Consider the following 16,022-nt stretch of genomic DNA (forward strand, 5'->3'; position numbering starts at 1 on the left):
CGTGGCCGGGCCGCCGGCCGGTGATTCCAGCCCCTCCGGCGTTTGAGGAGCGGGGTCCGGGGCGGAGCCCCAGGAGACGGCGCGCAACGAGCTGCGGGCGGAGGACGAGTCGGACACCTCGGCGTGGAAGCGCTTCCGCAACGACGCGGTGCTGTCCGTCGACTACATCGGCAAGCCCAACACCCCCATCTACGTGGGCCTGATCGCAGGCTCCGGTCAGGTGTGCTCCAACGACGCCGCCAGCCCGAGCGTGGTCTCCGACCCGACTCCGGCGCTGACCGCGATCACCGAGACCGTGTGGGGCGGCGAGGCCGGCGCCTCGCTGCGGATCCTCATGCAGACCGAGAAGAAGGAGACCAACGGCACCTGGACCCCGGTCAAGGCCAACGCGGCCGACGCCAACTACGTCCAGCGGCCCGCCTCGGGCTTCGTGGGGGACAACGTCAAGGTCACCAGCGATCCGCCCGCCGCTCTGGCGGACGGCACCCAGTACCGGTTCCGGACCTGGACCCGGTCGTACGCGGACGGTCACGAACGGACCAGCAACCCGAGCGCGGACTGCTACTTCAAGGTCGACTCCAGCGCCCCCAAGGCCCCGGCAGTCACCTTCGGAACCCCGTACAGCGCCTGCACCAGCACCGCCTGCGTGGCGGCCGGCAAGCCCAACCAGGCCGGTCAGTTCACCTTCGGCCCGGCTTCGGGTGACACGAACACGGCCTACCAGTACAAGCTGTCGACGGACACCTCGTGGGCCGAGATCGCCGGCGCCAAGCCGACCGTCTCGATCACCCCGCCGCTGTCCGGGACGATGAAGCTGAACGTGAAGGCCAAGGACTCCCTGGGCCGCTGGGGCGCCACCAGCATCGTCGACTTCGTGGTCAAGGAAGGCCCCGGTCCGGTCGGCTACTGGAACTTCGACGAGTACGACGGTCAGGCGATCGACACCTCGACCACGAACGCGACCCTCCAGAACAACGCGGACCTGTCCGCGGGCAGCCTGCGCACCGAGAACGGCCGTCGCGGCGGGCTGAAGACGCCCACCGTCCACGAGGACCGGACGCTGCTGCTGAACGGCACCAGCACCCAGTACGCCTCCACCTCCAAGCCGGTCATCGACACCCGTTCCTCCTTCACCGTCGCGGGCTGGGTCCGCCTGGACCGCACGGACAAGAACTCCACGGTGTTCGGTCAGGCGGGTACGAACATGAGCGGCGTCGCGATCACCGCGTGGGCCGGCAAGCCGTGGATGATCCAGATGGCCACGGAGGACACCACCGAGGGCCAACTGACGATCGGCCGGGTCACCGGAACGACCCCGGCGCAGGCCGGAGTGTGGACGCACGTCGCGGCCACCTACAACCAGTCCACGGACCTCGCGAAGCTGTACGTCAACGGGCGCCTCGAGGGCCAGATGACCGTGACCAACCCGATCGCCACCACCGGTCCCATGAACTTCGGCGCGATCAAGCACCGCGGTGCCCTCACCGACTTCCTTCCGGGCCGTGTCGACGAGGTCAAGGCCTGGCAGGACGAGCTCAGCGAGTCCGCGGTCAAGCAGGACGCCTCCCTCATCGACCCCGCGACCGGCAAGCCGTTCGTGGACCTGGCGGGCGCCTGGGACCTCTCCCAGACCGGTCCGGTCTTCACCGACACCTCCGGCAACGGCCGCGCCCTGACGGCGACGACCGGCACCACCCTCAACGAGGGCGCGCTGAAGCTCAACGGCACCACGCAGGCGGCCACCGCCGCCGGCCCGGTCGTCGACGACTCCGGTTCCTTCACGGTGACGGCCGAGGCCAGGCTCGACAACACCGCTCTGCTCACGAAGCCGGACGGATACAAGGCCCAGGTCATCGGCCAGCGCACCGCCACCGGATCCTCCTGGAGCCTGTGGTTCGAGAAGACCGGTGTACGGACCGAGCCGGACGAGCAGGACCCGACCAAGATGCTGTCCTTCGCCGAGGGGACCTGGCACTTCGGCCGCCTGACGGCCGACGGCTCCGGCACCTCGGTGGCCAGCGACCTGCCCGCCGAGCTCAACGCGGGCGTCCAGGTGACCGGCGTCCACAACGCCCAGGACGGCACCATCACCCTCTACGTCGGCGCCGCGGGCCAGAGCCAGCCCAAGGCCTACACGGCCGCCGCCGGCACCGGTGAGCTCGCGGTCGGCAAGGGCTTCACCGACAGCGGCTGGGGCAGCTTCCTGCCCGGCGAGGTCAAGGGCATGCGCCTGTGGTCCGGCGCGGTGAAGGACGCCCAGCAGGTCTCCGACGTCGTCTTCGGCGCCGGCAGCTGATCGTCCTCCCCCTCCATCAATGACTTGCCGTGGCCGCCCCCGAAAGGGGGCGGCCACGGCCTCACCTGTACCCGAAACACCTATCCACATGGAGCATTCGTGTCCATCCGACCACCAGGCGGAGTGATCCTCCGCCACCGGCTGCCGTTGGCGGCCGCCCTGGCGCTCGCCCTCGCGGTGCCGGGGATCCTGACCCCGGCCGCGGAGGCCGCCGACCTCCCCGGCGCCCCGAAGATCGCCAAGCCGAAGGACGCCAAGGTCAAGGCGGTCAACGCGCAGGGCGCGAAGGCTGCCGTGGAGTTGGTGGCGAAGAACAAGGCGGAGAACAAGGTCCAGGCGGACCGGGCCCGGGCGGAGGCCAAGGCGGACTGGCCGAAGGCGGCCACGCTGGAGGGCTCGGCCGCGCGGTCGGGCTCGCGCCCGCTGGTCGACGTACGGTCCACGGCGCGGGTGAGGAGCCCGCTGCTGTCCCCGTCGGTTCCCAAGGGCCCGGCAGCGCCCGCGGCGGCCTCCCCGGACAGCGCGGGCGGCAAGTCCACGGTCAAGGTCCTGGACCAGAAGGCGGCGGAGAAGGCCGGGATCACCGGTGTCCTGTTCACCGCGACCAACACGGCTGACGGTCCGGCGCAGTTGACCGTGGACTACGGCTCCTTCGCCTCGGCGGTGGGTGGTGGCTGGTCCACGCGCCTGGGTCTGGTCAGCCTGCCCGCGTGTGCGCTGACCACCCCCGACAAGGCGGAGTGCCGCAAGACGACCCCGCTGCCCTCGGCGAACAGCCTGAAGAACCGCACGGTGACGGCCGATGTCACCTCGCTCTCCGCCGGAACCCCGACCGCGGCCAAGTCCACGTCCAAGGCCCCGGCGCAGGCTCCGGCGGTCTTCGCCGTGATGGCGTCGGAGACCGCTTCCCCCCAGGGCGGCGGCGACTTCGCGGCGACCCCGCTCTCGGCCTCCTCCAGTTGGGAGTCCGGCTCCTCCGGCGGCGGCTTCAGCTGGTCCTACCCGGTGGCCGTTCCGCCCGCCGCGGCCGGCCCTTCGCCGTCGCTGTCGTTCTCGTACAGCTCGGGCAGCATCGACGGCCGGACCGCGAACTCCAACAACCAGGGCTCCCAGGTCGGCGAGGGCTTCGACCTGACCTCCTCCTACATCGAGCGCAAGTACGGCTCCTGTGACGACGACGGCCAGGAGGACAAGCACGACCTCTGCTGGAAGTACGAGAACGCCTCGCTCGTCCTGAACGGCAAGTCCAGCGAGCTCGTCAAGGACGACACGACGGGCAAGTGGCGACTGAAGGACGACGACGCCTCCCAGGTCACCTGGTCCACCGGCGCCGACAACGGCGACAACGACGGCGAGTACTGGAAGGTGCTCACCGGTGACGGCACGACCTACACCTTCGGCCTGAACAAGCTCCCGGGCGCAGGCGCGGAGCGCACCAACTCGACTTGGTCCGCGCCGGTGTTCGGCGACGACTCGGGCGAGCCCGGCTACACCAAGGGCTCCACCTTCGCCGACCGCCACGAGACCCAGGCCTGGCGCTGGAACCTGGACCTGGTCCAGGACGTCCACGGCAACGCGGCCACCTACTGGTATGCGGCCGAGACCAACAACTACGCGAAGAACGGCGACGAGGCCAAGCTCCTCCCGTACACCCGCGGCGGCACCCTCTCCGAGATCCGCTACGGCCAGCGCGCCGACACCGTCTTCTCGGGCACGCCCTCGCACAAGGTCACCTTCGGTTACGAGGAGCGCTGCTTCGCGGCGAGCTGCGCCTCGTTGACGAAGGACACCTCGGACCATTGGCCCGATGTTCCCTTCGACTCCATCTGCTCGGCCACGGAGAAGGAGTGCAAGGCCCAGGGCCCGGCCTTCTTCACGCGCAAGCGCATGGTGAACGTGCAGACCCACGCGTGGTCGACGGCGCTGGAGCCGGACAACTACGCGCTGGTGGACGTGTTCGACCTGACCCAGGAGTACCTGGACGCGGGTGACCTGGGTGACACCAGTGACCAGACCCTGGTCCTGAAGTCGATCAAGCGCACGGGCAAGAACGGCGGGACCGTCGATGTGCCGCCGGTGGACTTCACCTACCACATGCGTCCGAACCGGGTGGATGTGGACGGGGACAACATCGTTCCGCTGAACCGTCCGCGCATCAACACGATCACCTCGGAGACGGGCGCGATCACCACGGTCACGCTCTCGAACCCGGAGTGCGTGCGCGGTTCGAAGATGCCGGTGGCCGAGGACGACAACGCGCTGTCCTGCTATCCGGTGTACTGGCCGATCAACGGCGGTGACCCGAAGCTCGACTGGTTCCACAAGTACAACGTCGCGGCCGTCACCATCGCCGACCCGGCCGGCCAGAACGACCTCGTCGAGAACTCGTACGAGTACGCGAACCCGGGCTGGCACCACAACGACGACCCGCTGACGCCGGAGAAGGAGCGGACCTGGTCCGAGTGGCGCGGCTACGGCAAGGTCACCACCTACACCGGCGCCCTCGGCAAGACCCGCTCCAAGGCCGTGAAGGTCTTCATGCAGGGCATGCGCGGCGACAAGCGCAAGGGCACCACCGCCACCCGCACCACCACGGTCGCGGCCGTCCCGGTGTCCGGCCTGACGATCCCCGCGATCAACGACGACGAGCAATACTCCGGCTTCCTGCGGCAGGAGATCACCTACGACGGGGCCACCCCGGCCTCCGTGTCGGTGACCGACCCCTGGAGCAAGGAGACCGCCAGCCAGCAGAAGTCGTACGCCAACACCAAGGCGCACTACGTCCGCACGGGGACCACCTACGGCCACACCTTCCTGACCGCCTCCAACACCTGGCGGTCCACCCGCGCCGACAGCGCGTACGACGACTACGGCCTGCAGACGCAGACTTCGTCGGCCGGAGACACGGCCAAGACCGGCGACGAGTCGTGCACCCGCACCTGGTACGCGCGCAATGACGCCAAGGGCTTCACCGGCCTGCCTTCGCGCACCCGCACCGTCGCGGCGGAGTGCTCCGTCACCGACGACAAGCTGACCCTCCCCGCCAACTCGGCGACCCGCGGTGACGTCCTGTCCGACACGGCCACCGTGTACGACGACACCACCGCGACCGCCTGGACCGCCAACCAGACCCCCACCCTGGGCCTGGCCACGTGGACCGGGCGCGCCCAGGCCTACCCGGCCGCCAGCGGCACCGCGGACCGCAACCCGGTCGGCGCCGCCGGCTGGCAGACCACCGCGAAGACCACGTACGACACGGCGACCTCGAAGCTCGGCCGCCCGTTGACCGCCACCGACGCCGGCGGCAACACGACCACGACCAGCTACACACCGGCCGCCGCGGGCCCGCTCGAAGTCACGGTGATCACCGGGCCGAAGCTCGCCTCCAACGCGCAGCAGCACAGGACGTACACGTACACGGACCTGCGCGGATCCATCGTGCGTTCCATCGACGCCAACATGGGCTCGACCTTCAACACCTACGACGGCCTGGGCCGTGTGACCGCCACCTGGCTGCCCAACCGGGGCCAGTCCCTGACTCCGAACGTCAAGTACGGCTACCTGCTGGAGCGCGGCAAGCAGCCGTGGACCTCGGTCGGCGCCCTCGTGCCCGACGGCAGTTACAAGACGGTCTACACGATCGCGGACGCGCTCCTGCGTCCGCTGCAGACCCAGACCCCGTCGTCGAACGGCGGCCGGATCCTGACCGACACCCGCTACGACTCCCGTGGCCTGGCCTACGAGTCCTACGCGGACATCTGGGACAAGGACAAGGCGCCGGAAGGCGTCTACGCCCGCGCCGAGTACGGCAGCACCCCCGCCCAGTCGCAGACCGTCTTCGACGGCCTCGGCCGCCCCACGACCAGCACCCTGCTCGTCTACGGCGTGCAGAAGCAGTCCACGACCACCAGCTACACCGGTGACTCGACCGCCTCGACGGCCGTCCAGGGCGGCAACGCGACCCGTACGATCGTCGACGCGCTGGGCCGGACCGCGGAGACCCGCACCTACGGCGGGACCACGCCGAACGACCCCGCCTACGGGGGGACCGCACCCGGCACGTCCTACACCAGTGTGAGCAACACCTACACCGTCGACGGCAAGCAGGCCGCGATCACGGGCCCCGACAACGCGAAGTGGACGTACGGCTACGACCTCTTCGGCCGGGCCGTGACCACGACCGACCCCGACAAGGGCAAGGGCACCACGACGTACACCGTCCTGGACCAGATCGCGACGTCCAAGGACGCCCGCAACACGGTCCTGGAGTACAGCTACGACGAGCTCGGCCGTAAGACGGGCCTGTGGAAGTCGCCGAAGTCCGACGCCAACAAGCTCGCGGCGTGGACGTACGACACGGTCCGCAAGGGTTCCCCTTCGGCCTCCACCCGCTACGAGGGCGGCCTGACCGGGAAGGCCTACACGAAGTCGGTCACCGCGTACGACGTCCTGGGCCGTCCCTCGACGAACCGGCTGACCCTGCCCGCCGACGACCCGCTCGTCACTTCGGGCGCCATCGCCGCCACCACCGACACGACGGCGACCTACCGGCTGGACGGTTCCCCGAACACCGTGGCCGGACCGGCTGCCGCGGGCCTGCCCGCGGAGACCCTCCAGGTGAGCTACAACAACTTCGGTCTCCCGAAGGGGCTTTCCGGAACCACCGACTACGTGCAGAACGTGTCGTACTCCCCGCTGGGTGACATCGACCAGCTCACCCTGGCCCGTTCCGCGGCCGCCGGTGTGCGCAAGACGTTCGTCGGCAACACCTACGAGGAGGGCACCCGCCGCCTGCTGCGGTCCACGGTCAACGACCAGACGCACAACGGCATGCTGCAAGAGCTGACCTACAGCTACGACCAGGCGGGCAATGTCCTGTCGATCTTCGACTCGGCTCCGCTGAGCGGGTTCACCAAGGCCGACAACCAGTGCTTCTCCTACGACGCGCAGCGCCGGATGACCGAGGCCTGGACCCCGAAGACCGCCGACTGCAACCCGACCGGGCGCACCGCCGCCAACCTCGACGGCGCGGCTCCGTACTGGAACAGCTACACGTACACGGCGGGCGGCCAGCGGGCCACGGAGAAGACGAACACCGGGACTCCGCAGACCCGTACCTACTGCTACGACCCGGCCCGCCCGCACGCCCTGGCGGCCACCACCACTGGCGCCACCTGCACCGGTGTGACCCCGCAGTACACCTACGACGCGACCGGCAACACCACCAAGCGCGCCGAAACCCCGGGCAGCGCGACCTCGCAGAGCCTGGCCTGGGGTCCGGAGGGCAAGCTCACCAAGACCACGGAGGGCGCCAACGCCACCGACTACGTCTACGACGCGGAAGGCGAACTCCTGATCCGCCGTGACCCGGCGGGCGAGACGGTCCTCTACGCGGGCTCCAACGAGGTCCACCTCAAGGGCGCCAAGAAGTGGGCCACCCGCTCGTACACCATCGCCAGTACCAAGGTCGCGGTCCTGACCAACGAATCCGGCAGCGCCAAGCTGTCGTTCGTGGCCGGCGACGCCCACTCAACGTCTTCGCTCACCATCTCCGCGGACGACACCCAGGCGGTGTCCAAGCGCTACACCACCCCGTTCGGCTCCGCACGCGGACCGGCGGCGGCCAACTGGCCCGAGGACAAGCGGTTCTTGGACAAGCCCGAGGACATCGGCACGGGCCTGACCCACATCGGCGCACGTGAATACGACGCGGCCCTCGGCCAGTTCCTCAGCGTCGACCCCGTGCTGAGCCTCGACCAGCACCAGTCCCTCAACGGCTACACCTACGCGAACAACAGCCCGGTCACCAACAGCGACCCGACCGGTCTCGAGAGCTGCGGCAGCTACGGCTACTGCGGTGGCGGGAAGCCCAAGGGCCTCCTCGGCAGCAACATGATGCCCGTGGTCTACGACCCGATCCTCACCCCGCTCTTCCTGAAGATCCAGCAGCAGGAGGCAGAGGCGGCGGCGGAGACGCATCGGCTCCACTCGCAGATGTGCCAGGCCGACCCGATCCTGCTGGCGTGCACGGAACCGGCGGCCAGCACGCTGGCGCCCGACGTGTCGGTCCAGGATGTCGCGGCCCTGTGGGTGTCGGGCCTCGGCCCCACCGACTTGACCTTCGGCGACGGCTCCACGCTGGCCATGCAACTGGCCGCGACGAAGCTGGCTGAGGACGCCCGCACCAAGGCCATGGAGCTGTCCAAGTCGACCAACGAGGGCTACTTCGACAACCTCGCCAACTATTCGATTTCCGACCTCGAGGGGATGGAGTTCGCCGGCCAGCTGTACCAGGACCTGCGCAGCATGGGGAACGGCCTGGAGGACCCGAACTCCATGAAGGTCCTGCTCGGCTCGTTCAAGATCACGGGTCGCGTGGTGGCCACCTCGGACGAAGGGGTCCAGGTGGAGTTCACCGTCAGGGAGGAGACGGACCTCTCGTCCTTCGCACACCTGGTGACCGGCTACGACGGCCTGGATACCCTGATCGTCTCCCAGTTCGACGAGGGAGGCATCGGTGGCTTCGCGCGGCGGAGGAACCTGACCGTGTCGTGGCGAGAGACCCTGAGGTACTGATGAAGGACACCGGAATGACCGGACGCCGGCGCATCGCGGTGCGCACGCTCCTGTGGACGCTGGCCCTGATCACGACCGTGTCGGGGTGCGGGTCCTCCGGCGGCGGGCCATCGCTGAAGGACGCCGCCGGCGTCCAGCGTGCCGAGATGGTCGGCGGCTGGAAGGACGGGTCGATCGGCGGAGTGACGTTGAAGGAGGACGGCACCTTCGCGGCCGACAAGCTGCGCGCGGACGCCCTGCCGGGCGGGGGGGTCACCTCACCCGGCAAGGGACTCGTCGCGGGCAGCGGAGAGTGGGTGCTCACCAACATCGGGGACGAGTCCCGGGTCGACCTGCGCTTCACCGGCGGCGGCACCGTCGGCATAGAGGTGAAGGACCAGGGCGGTCTGAAGGTCCTCGCCACCTGGACCGGTGACGGACGGCACGCACTCCTCAAGAAGGAGGCCGCCACCCCCGCACCGTAAGGCGACGGCACGAGGCCCCGGAGACTTCGGTCTCCGGGGCCTTCCCGCGTTCACGTGCCCGTGGCCGGGCCCCTACAGGTCCAGGACCAGGCGGTCCGCGGCCGCGCGCGAGACGCACAGGAGCATCGAGTCCTCACGTTCGCCGTCCGTGAGCAGCGCGTCCCGGTGGTCGACCTCCCCCGACAGGACCCGGTGCAGGCAGGTGCCACAGAAGCCCTGTTCGCAGGAGTACGGGGTGTCCGGCAGCTCGCGGCGCACCGCGGCCAGGGTGGATTCCGTCGCCGCGACCTCGACGGTCCGGCCCGAGCGGTGGAGTTCCACCGTGAAGGGCTTCGCGTCGCCCGCCCCGGCCGCCGGGGAGAAGCGCTCCAGGTGGACCGGGACCCCCGCGGGGGCCGCCGCCCGGACCGCCTCCATCAGCGGCGCCGGGCCGCAGCAGTAGACCAGGGTGCCCTCGGGGCTCCCGGAGAGCGGGGCCAGGTCGGGGAGGCCCGCCTCGTCCTCCGGGAGGATCGTGACCCGGTCCCCGTACGCCTCGAGCTCCGCCAGGAACGGCATCGAGGTGCGCGAGCGGCCCCCGTACAGCAGGGTCCAGTCGGCGCCCGCCGCCGTGGCCGCCCGCAGCATCGGCAGGATCGGCGTGATGCCGATGCCGCCCGCGACGAAGGCGTACGAGGGGGAGGGCTCCAGGGGGAACCGGTTGCGCGGCGGGCGGACGGACAGCTCCGCGCCCTCCACCAGCTGCGCGTGCGCCTCGCGCGAGCCCCCGCGGCCGTCCTCGACGAGCCGGACCGCGATCGTGTAGCGGCCCTGTGCGGCCGGGTCGCCGCACAGGGAGTACTGGCGGACCACGCCCGAGGGGAGCGCCACGTCCACGTGCGCGCCCGGGGCCCACGGGGGGAGCTCCGGGGACTCCAGCACCAGGGACAGCACGCCCTGCGCCGGCTCCGTACGGGAGACGATCAGCGTGGGGATCCAGCGGCGCGGCGAGTAGCCCGACACCGGGTTCTCCAGCGCCGGCAGCGGCCAGAGCGGCGAGCCGCCGTTGATGCGCCGGCCGATCGCCCGTTTCGCCAGCCACGCCGTGCCCGCCAGCGCCACCACGGTCGCCGCCGTGCCCCGCCTCATGCCGTGAAACCGCCGTTCGCGCCGGGGGAGGAGGCCAGGTAGGCGACGGCCTGGGCCGTCGAGCCCTCCTGCGAGGGGTGGTACGTACGCGAGAGGTACGTCGGGATCGACTTCAGCATGGCGCCCGTGGAGGGCAGGGTGCCCTTGCGGCCGGCGCGGTGGAACTGGCCGAACGAGGCCTTGGAGCCGGGCCGTTCGGGGTCGTGCTCCATGAAGTAGCGCGACCCGCGCTGCCACAGGAAGACCAGCGCGGTGAAGGCGGTGGCCCAGGTCCTGGCGCGGCGGCGGTAGTTGCCGTCCACGTGCATGAAGAGGTCGAAGGCCACCGAGCGGTGCTCGACCTCCTCCGCGCCGTGCCAGCGCAGCAGGTCCAGCATCATCGGATCGGCGCCCCGGCGATCCAACTCCTCGGCGTTCAGCACCCAGTTGCCGAGGAACGCCGTGTAGTGCTCGATCGCCGCGATCATCGCCACGCGCTCCATCAGCCACCACTTGCGCGCCTTGCCCGGCGGCAGCGTCCGGTCACCGAGCAGCTTCTCGAAGAGCCAGTCGACCTGGGCGGTGTAGGGGGTCGGGTCCAGGCCCAGCCGCTTGAGGTGGGGCAGTACGTCGTCGTGCGCCGTGGCGTGCATGGCCTCCTGGCCGATGAAGCCGACGACGTCCGCCCGCAGTGCCTCGTCCGTGATGTACGGGAGCACCTGCTTGTAGACGTGCACGAACCAGCGCTCGCCCGCCGGGAGCAGGAGGTGCAGCACGTTGATGGTGTGGTTGGCGAAGGGGTCGCCGGGCAGCCAGTGGAGCGGGGTGTCCTCCCAGGAGAAGGACACGTTCCGGGCCTTGAGGCCTCCCGTGAGGTCTATGTGTTCCGTGTGTTCCGACGCCACGAAGGCGGGCGCGGGCGGCGTATTAGACATGGCGTCAATGTACTGATGGGTACAGGGGAGGGAAACCCCTCTGCGGCCACTTCCTGCCGCCGCCCCGCCGTTGCCCGCCGCCGACCCGCCGCCGGCCCGCCCCGCCGGGGCTACCGCAGAACCCCCGCCTTCGAGCCGTCCGTGAGCTTGCCCGACAGCTCCACCTGCGCCCCCGCCGGAGCCTTCACCGCCAGCCGGTTGCCCACCGCTGCCCCGCTCACCTGGCCGCCGCCCACCGTCAACGAGGCGAACTGCGCGCTGCCCGCCGCCAGCACGTACCACTGGCCGGCCTTCGACTTCCACAGCACCCCGGCCAGCACCCGCGGCTCGCGCGGCCCGCACGCCGGCGAACCCTCCGCCTTCGCCGCCTGCGCGGCCAGTGGTGCCCCCGGGGCCAGGAACTGCGCCTGCACCCGGTCCGCCGTGCCCTGCCAGGTCTCCGCCCGGGTGCACAGCCAGGTCGCCGTGCCGTCGCCCTCGGGCAGCGGCTGTTTCGCGTACGTCCACGCGTTGACCGTACGCACCCCGTGCGAGCGCACCGACGGCAGCAGGCAGGCGATCCGCGACCACTCGCCGAGCTCCGCGCCCTCCGTCACGTTCCGCTCGGCGCCCGGCGCGCCCGACGTCAGCCGGGCCGGGGTCAGCTCGCCCAGGTCGGTGATCAGCCGCGTCGCGCCGTCGCCGGTCACGGCCAGCGCGTTCCAGCTGGTGCAGCTGCCGTCCGGGGCGGGACTCGGCACCGGCGGGGTCATCCCCTCCGGCGTCAGCTTCAGCGCCACCGGGGCCTCGCCCGGCTTCAGCAGGTCCCGCAGGGCCGCGCCCGTCACCCACGGCGCCGCCAGATAGCGGACGTTGCCGTCGACCCGGCTGAGCACCAGGCCCGTCGCCGTGTCCGCCGACGCGCCGTCCGTCCGGGCGAAGTCGAGGGCCGCGACCTCGGTGCCCTGGAGCGGTTCGGCGTACCGCGCCACGCGCAGGCCGTCGTACAGCAGGACCACGACGGCCTGGTCGACGGTCCCGGCGAACAGCAGCTGCGGCGGCCCCATCGGCGGCCCGGACGGCGTGCCGGGCGTCGCCGAGACGACCACCGAGCGGCCGGGCCGGGCCCAGACGGCCAGCGCCCGCCGCAGCAGGGCCGCGTCGTCGACCCGGTCCCCGCGCGCGGGCCAGCCCGAGTAGTCGGTGCGCGAGGACGTACGCCAGACCGTGGGCGCGACCCGCACCAGCTGCCCGGGGTCCAGGGCCTGCTCCGCCGCCGCGTTCTTCGCGTACAGCGGGGCCGCCGCCCCGTCGGCCCCCCAGCCGCCGCCCGGCAGCGCGAGCAGCGCCCCGCACACCACGAGGGCGGCCCCGCCGACGATCGCGGCCCGGGTCAGCCGGCGGCGGCGCAGCAGGTCGGTGGGCCGGGCCTGGAGCACGCACGGGTCGAACTCGGGGGAGGCGAAGAGCTCGTCGGTGGACGGGTCCCCGGACTCGGCGACGGCCGCGGCCGGATTGACCACCCCGGCCTCGGTCAGCACCCGCAGCACCTCGGGCTCGGGCAGCCGCTCCAGTGCCCGCAGTACGCACGCGGCCCGGCCCGGCCCGTCGAGGGTCGCCAGCCACTGGTCGAGCGCCAGCTCCTCCGCGCCGCCGGAGCGCGGGAACAGCCGCAGCCCCCACACCTGGGGGAGCAGCGGCGGCAGTTGCGACCGCCGGGGCAGGGCGCGGAAGGTCAGCGGGAGCCCGGCCTCCAGGGCCGAGCGCAGCACGCGCAGGCGGACGTACGCGTAACCGGACTCGGCGCCCGCCCCGCCCCGCTGGCCCGGCACCCCGCCCTGCGCCGCGGCCGCCTCCCGCCGGCCGCGCGGCAGGGCGCGCTGGGTCAGCGAATGGGCGGTGAGGACCCGCCGGTTGCGGCCGAGGGAGGGCGGCAGCACCAGGTAGGCGAGCCGCACCAGCCGCGGATAGTGCTCGACGATGGCGGCCTCGGCCTGCTCGACGTCGGGCGAGAGGGGGCGGGTGGCGGTATCCGGCGCAGTCACATTCAGCAGAACGAGCGAATGGTCGGATGGTCACCCGTCTACCAAGCACACGTTCGGGTCAACCGCTGCCCGGCCGGGCCCCGTTGCGGCGTGCGCGGACGGGCCTGCGCTCAGGCGGTGAGGCGGGCGCGCAGCGCCTCGACGGTCCCGTCGGGGACGCCGAGGCCCTCGCGGACGTATTTCTCCATCGAGCCGTAGCGGGTGTCCACCTCTTCGAGCGCGGCCTCCAGGTAGGAGGGGAAGACGCCGATCAGCGCCAGCGCGAGGTCCGGGTCGCCGCCGGCCGCGGTGAATTTCTCGATCAGCGGCGCGAAGGCGATCCGCACCGCCGGGTTGACCGACAGGTACTCGTCCATCAGCGTCTCGTCGTCCGCGCCGAGCAGCGACAGGATCACGGTGGCGCCCCAGCCCGTGCGGTCCTTGCCCGCCGTGCAGTGGAAGAGCAGCGGCCCCGCCCCGGGGTCGGCGAGCTCGGTGAGCATCAGCCGGTACGCGGCCTGCGCGGAGCCGGAGCTCACCAGCGAGCGGTAGACGCTCGCGAACAGGGCCTGCGCCTTGCCGCCGCCCAGGTGCTCCTCGGCCACCACCGGGTCGGACAGCATGTCCTTGAGCTGGGCCGCGGGTATCTTGCCGGGGCCACCGGAGCCCTCGGAGTCCTCCGCGCCGCCGATGTCGGCGTTCACCTTGTCGGCCAGGACGTCGGCTATGAGCAGGCGGGCGCCGGCCGGGATCCGGTCGGGGTGCTCGGCGCGCTCGACGTCGGTGCGGAAGTCGAGGACCGTGCGGAGCTCCAGCGCCGCCACCACCCGGTCGGCCTCGAGGTCGAGCCGGTCGAGCTGGCCGGAGCGGAAGACCAGGCCGGAGCGGACGGTGCGGCCGCCGGGGAGCGGCGTGCCTCCCAGGTCGCGGAGGTTGGCGACGGTCGTGGCGGAGGTGGCGGTCATCGTGGCGGCTCCAACGGTGGCGGTGGCGGTGGCATTCGAAAAACGAATGATCGAAGAACTAAATGGCCGAGGCCGGCACGCGCTGGGTGACGCGTGTCAGCTCTATGATTTTCCGAGATTTCGCCCCGGATAGGTAATCGGCGGCCAGCGAGACTCCCACGCCCAGCCCCAGGGCGACCAGGTGCCCGGCGTCCGTGAAGGTCCGCTCCCGGCGCAGGAGCGGCCGGACCGCGAGGGCCAGCAGCCCCACCCGGGCGGTGGTGCGCACCGCCCCGGGGGGAAGCGCCGAGGTCAGCGCGCCGAGCACGGTGTTGAACCCGTAGCTGGTGCCCACGTCCACCGCCCGCCGGGTGTCCGGACCGGCCGTGCGGCGCAGGACCCCGTAGACCAGCAGGGTCGCCGCCGCGTGCCCGAACAGGAAGGCGGCGGCCGCCCACCAGGCCCCGTACGCGTACTCCGCGTACCCGAGGACGGCGGCCAGCAGCAGGGCGTACGGCAGCGGCATGGGCTCCTCCACGAGGAAGGCACTGGCCGCCAGGGTCCCCCAGCGGCCGGCATCGAGGTTGTCGGCATGGGTCGAGCACCTGCGCAGCAGCCGCTCCCGCGCCGCCGGATCCAGTCGTTCCAGGGCGTACGCCCCCAGCTGGACCCCGCCCGCGTACACGGCGCCCAGCGGCACTGTCAACGGCAGTCGGTTCATTCGAACATGATCGACCACGGGGCGGCGTTGAGTGAGAGCGGGCCCCGTGGCAGCATGCCCTGGTCATGTCACACAGCCCCGCGCCGATGCGCGCCACGCGGGCCGCGGTATTCGCGGCGGTGGCTGTCGCACTGGGTGCGGTGGGGCATTCGTACATGTCCGGTACGGACATTCCGCTCCTGGGTCTTCTGTCCGCTTTCGGGCTGACCGGAGGGCTCGTCTGGCTCGGGACCGGGCGGCGGCGCGGACCGCTCTCCATCTCCGCCGCGCTGCTCGGCGTACAGGCGGTCCTCCACCTCGTCTTCTCCGCCTCGGCCGGCAGCCACCACACGGCGGGCACGGACGTGGGCGCGAACGGCGCCCACGCGGGCGCTTCCGGGGCGCACTCCATGCCCGGCATGGCGGACATGACGAGCACGGCCGACATGGCGAGCATGGCCGACATGGCGGGGACGGCCGGCGCGGCCGGTGCGGACGGCATGGCCGGGATGGCCGGCACGGGCGCGATGGCCGGGATGGCCGACCTCGCCGGGATGGCCGACCTCGCCGGGATGGCGGGCATGGGCGGGATGGCCGCCGGTCACGCCCACGACGGCCTCGGCATGATCGCCGCGCACGTCCTCGCCGGGCTGTTCTGCGCGCTCTGGCTGGCCCGGGGCGAGGCCGCCGTGTTCCGGCTCGCCTCCGTCCTCGCGGCCGGCGCGCTGCTCGCCGCCCGGCCGCTCGCCCGCGTCCTCGCACTGCTGTGGACGCGCGGGACCCCCGCCCCGCCGGCGCCCGTGGCGCGCCCCGCCGCCCACGCGCGGCCGCGCACCCTGCGCGGGGCCGTGCACGCGCACACCGCCGAGCGGCGCGGGCCGCCCGCGCGCGGACGGATCCGCATCACGGCCCCCGGCCGTCCCGCCCGCGCCTGACCGAACGGCGCGCCTCCTCGGTGAGGCGGCGGGACCTGGGGCCGATCACCCATGTCTCCGCC

General features: G+C 71.8%; 9 protein-coding genes. 4 read left to right on the plus strand and 5 right to left on the minus strand.

The features are described 5' to 3' along the window. Nucleotides 1-148 precede the first annotated feature (148 nt). The 3 genes from DRB89_RS26180 (at nucleotide 149) to DRB89_RS26190 (ending at nucleotide 9,336) form a co-directional block, all read left to right on the plus strand. Complete coding sequence (locus DRB89_RS26180) at nucleotides 149-2,296, plus strand: LamG domain-containing protein (RefSeq protein WP_112463437.1); 2,148 nt, start codon at nucleotides 149-151, stop codon at nucleotides 2,294-2,296. Nucleotides 2,297-2,395: 99 nt separating this feature from the next. Further along, complete coding sequence (locus DRB89_RS26185) at nucleotides 2,396-8,872, plus strand: RHS repeat-associated core domain-containing protein (protein ID WP_239516344.1); 6,477 nt, start codon at nucleotides 2,396-2,398, stop codon at nucleotides 8,870-8,872. 14 nt (nucleotides 8,873-8,886) lie between these two features. Beyond that, entirely contained in the window at nucleotides 8,887-9,336 is a 450-nt protein-coding gene (locus tag DRB89_RS26190; protein ID WP_162688728.1) for a hypothetical protein, read from the plus strand. A 72-nt stretch (nucleotides 9,337-9,408) separates the two neighbouring features. On the opposite strand, the gene DRB89_RS26195 is transcribed toward DRB89_RS26190, so the two are convergent. The 5 genes from DRB89_RS26195 to DRB89_RS26215 form a co-directional block, all read right to left on the minus strand. After that, on the minus strand, nucleotides 9,409-10,464 hold the full coding sequence (locus DRB89_RS26195) for a PDR/VanB family oxidoreductase (RefSeq protein ID WP_112452873.1): 1,056 nt from the start codon (nucleotides 10,462-10,464) through the stop codon (nucleotides 9,409-9,411). After that, a complete protein-coding gene (locus DRB89_RS26200) occupies nucleotides 10,461-11,378 on the minus strand; it encodes a metal-dependent hydrolase (RefSeq protein ID WP_112452874.1) in 918 nt (305 codons plus the stop codon). Before DRB89_RS26200 ends, DRB89_RS26195 begins: the two co-directional genes overlap by 4 nt. A 110-nt stretch (nucleotides 11,379-11,488) precedes the next feature. After that, nucleotides 11,489-13,411, minus strand: coding sequence for a hypothetical protein (locus DRB89_RS26205; protein ID WP_112451715.1), 1,923 nt, complete (start codon nucleotides 13,409-13,411; stop codon nucleotides 11,489-11,491). Between the two features lie 101 nt (nucleotides 13,412-13,512). Next, entirely contained in the window at nucleotides 13,513-14,346 is an 834-nt protein-coding gene (locus DRB89_RS26210) for a tyrosine-protein phosphatase (RefSeq protein ID WP_112451714.1), read from the minus strand. Between the two features lie 58 nt (nucleotides 14,347-14,404). Further along, nucleotides 14,405-15,046 carry a rhomboid-like protein gene (locus DRB89_RS26215; RefSeq protein WP_204357866.1) on the minus strand — a complete coding sequence of 214 codons (642 nt, stop codon included), beginning with the start codon at nucleotides 15,044-15,046 and terminating at the stop codon, nucleotides 14,405-14,407. Between the two features lie 65 nt (nucleotides 15,047-15,111). Between DRB89_RS26215 and DRB89_RS26220 the strand changes: the two genes are divergently transcribed. Further along, complete coding sequence (locus tag DRB89_RS26220) at nucleotides 15,112-15,960, plus strand: hypothetical protein (RefSeq protein WP_112463438.1); 849 nt, start codon at nucleotides 15,112-15,114, stop codon at nucleotides 15,958-15,960. Nucleotides 15,961-16,022 lie beyond the last annotated feature (62 nt).

It is taken from the genome of Streptomyces sp. ICC4, from assembly GCF_003287915.1.
Classification (GTDB): Bacteria; Actinomycetota; Actinomycetes; order Streptomycetales; family Streptomycetaceae; genus Streptomyces; species Streptomyces tritrimontium.

Bases quoted from the DNA above. Each gene is read 5' to 3' on its own strand.
- DRB89_RS26220 (WP_112463438.1), top strand. From the start codon at position 15,112: ATGTCACACAGCCCCGCGCCGATGCGCGCCACGCGGGCCGCGGTATTC.
- DRB89_RS26195 (WP_112452873.1), bottom strand. From the start codon at position 10,464: ATGAGGCGGGGCACGGCGGCGACCGTGGTGGCGCTGGCGGGCACGGCG.
- DRB89_RS26200 (WP_112452874.1), bottom strand. From the start codon at position 11,378: ATGTCTAATACGCCGCCCGCGCCCGCCTTCGTGGCGTCGGAACACACG.
- DRB89_RS26215 (WP_204357866.1), bottom strand. From the start codon at position 15,046: ATGAACCGACTGCCGTTGACAGTGCCGCTGGGCGCCGTGTACGCGGGC.
- DRB89_RS26190 (WP_162688728.1), top strand. From the start codon at position 8,887: ATGACCGGACGCCGGCGCATCGCGGTGCGCACGCTCCTGTGGACGCTG.
- DRB89_RS26210 (WP_112451714.1), bottom strand. From the start codon at position 14,346: ATGACCGCCACCTCCGCCACGACCGTCGCCAACCTCCGCGACCTGGGA.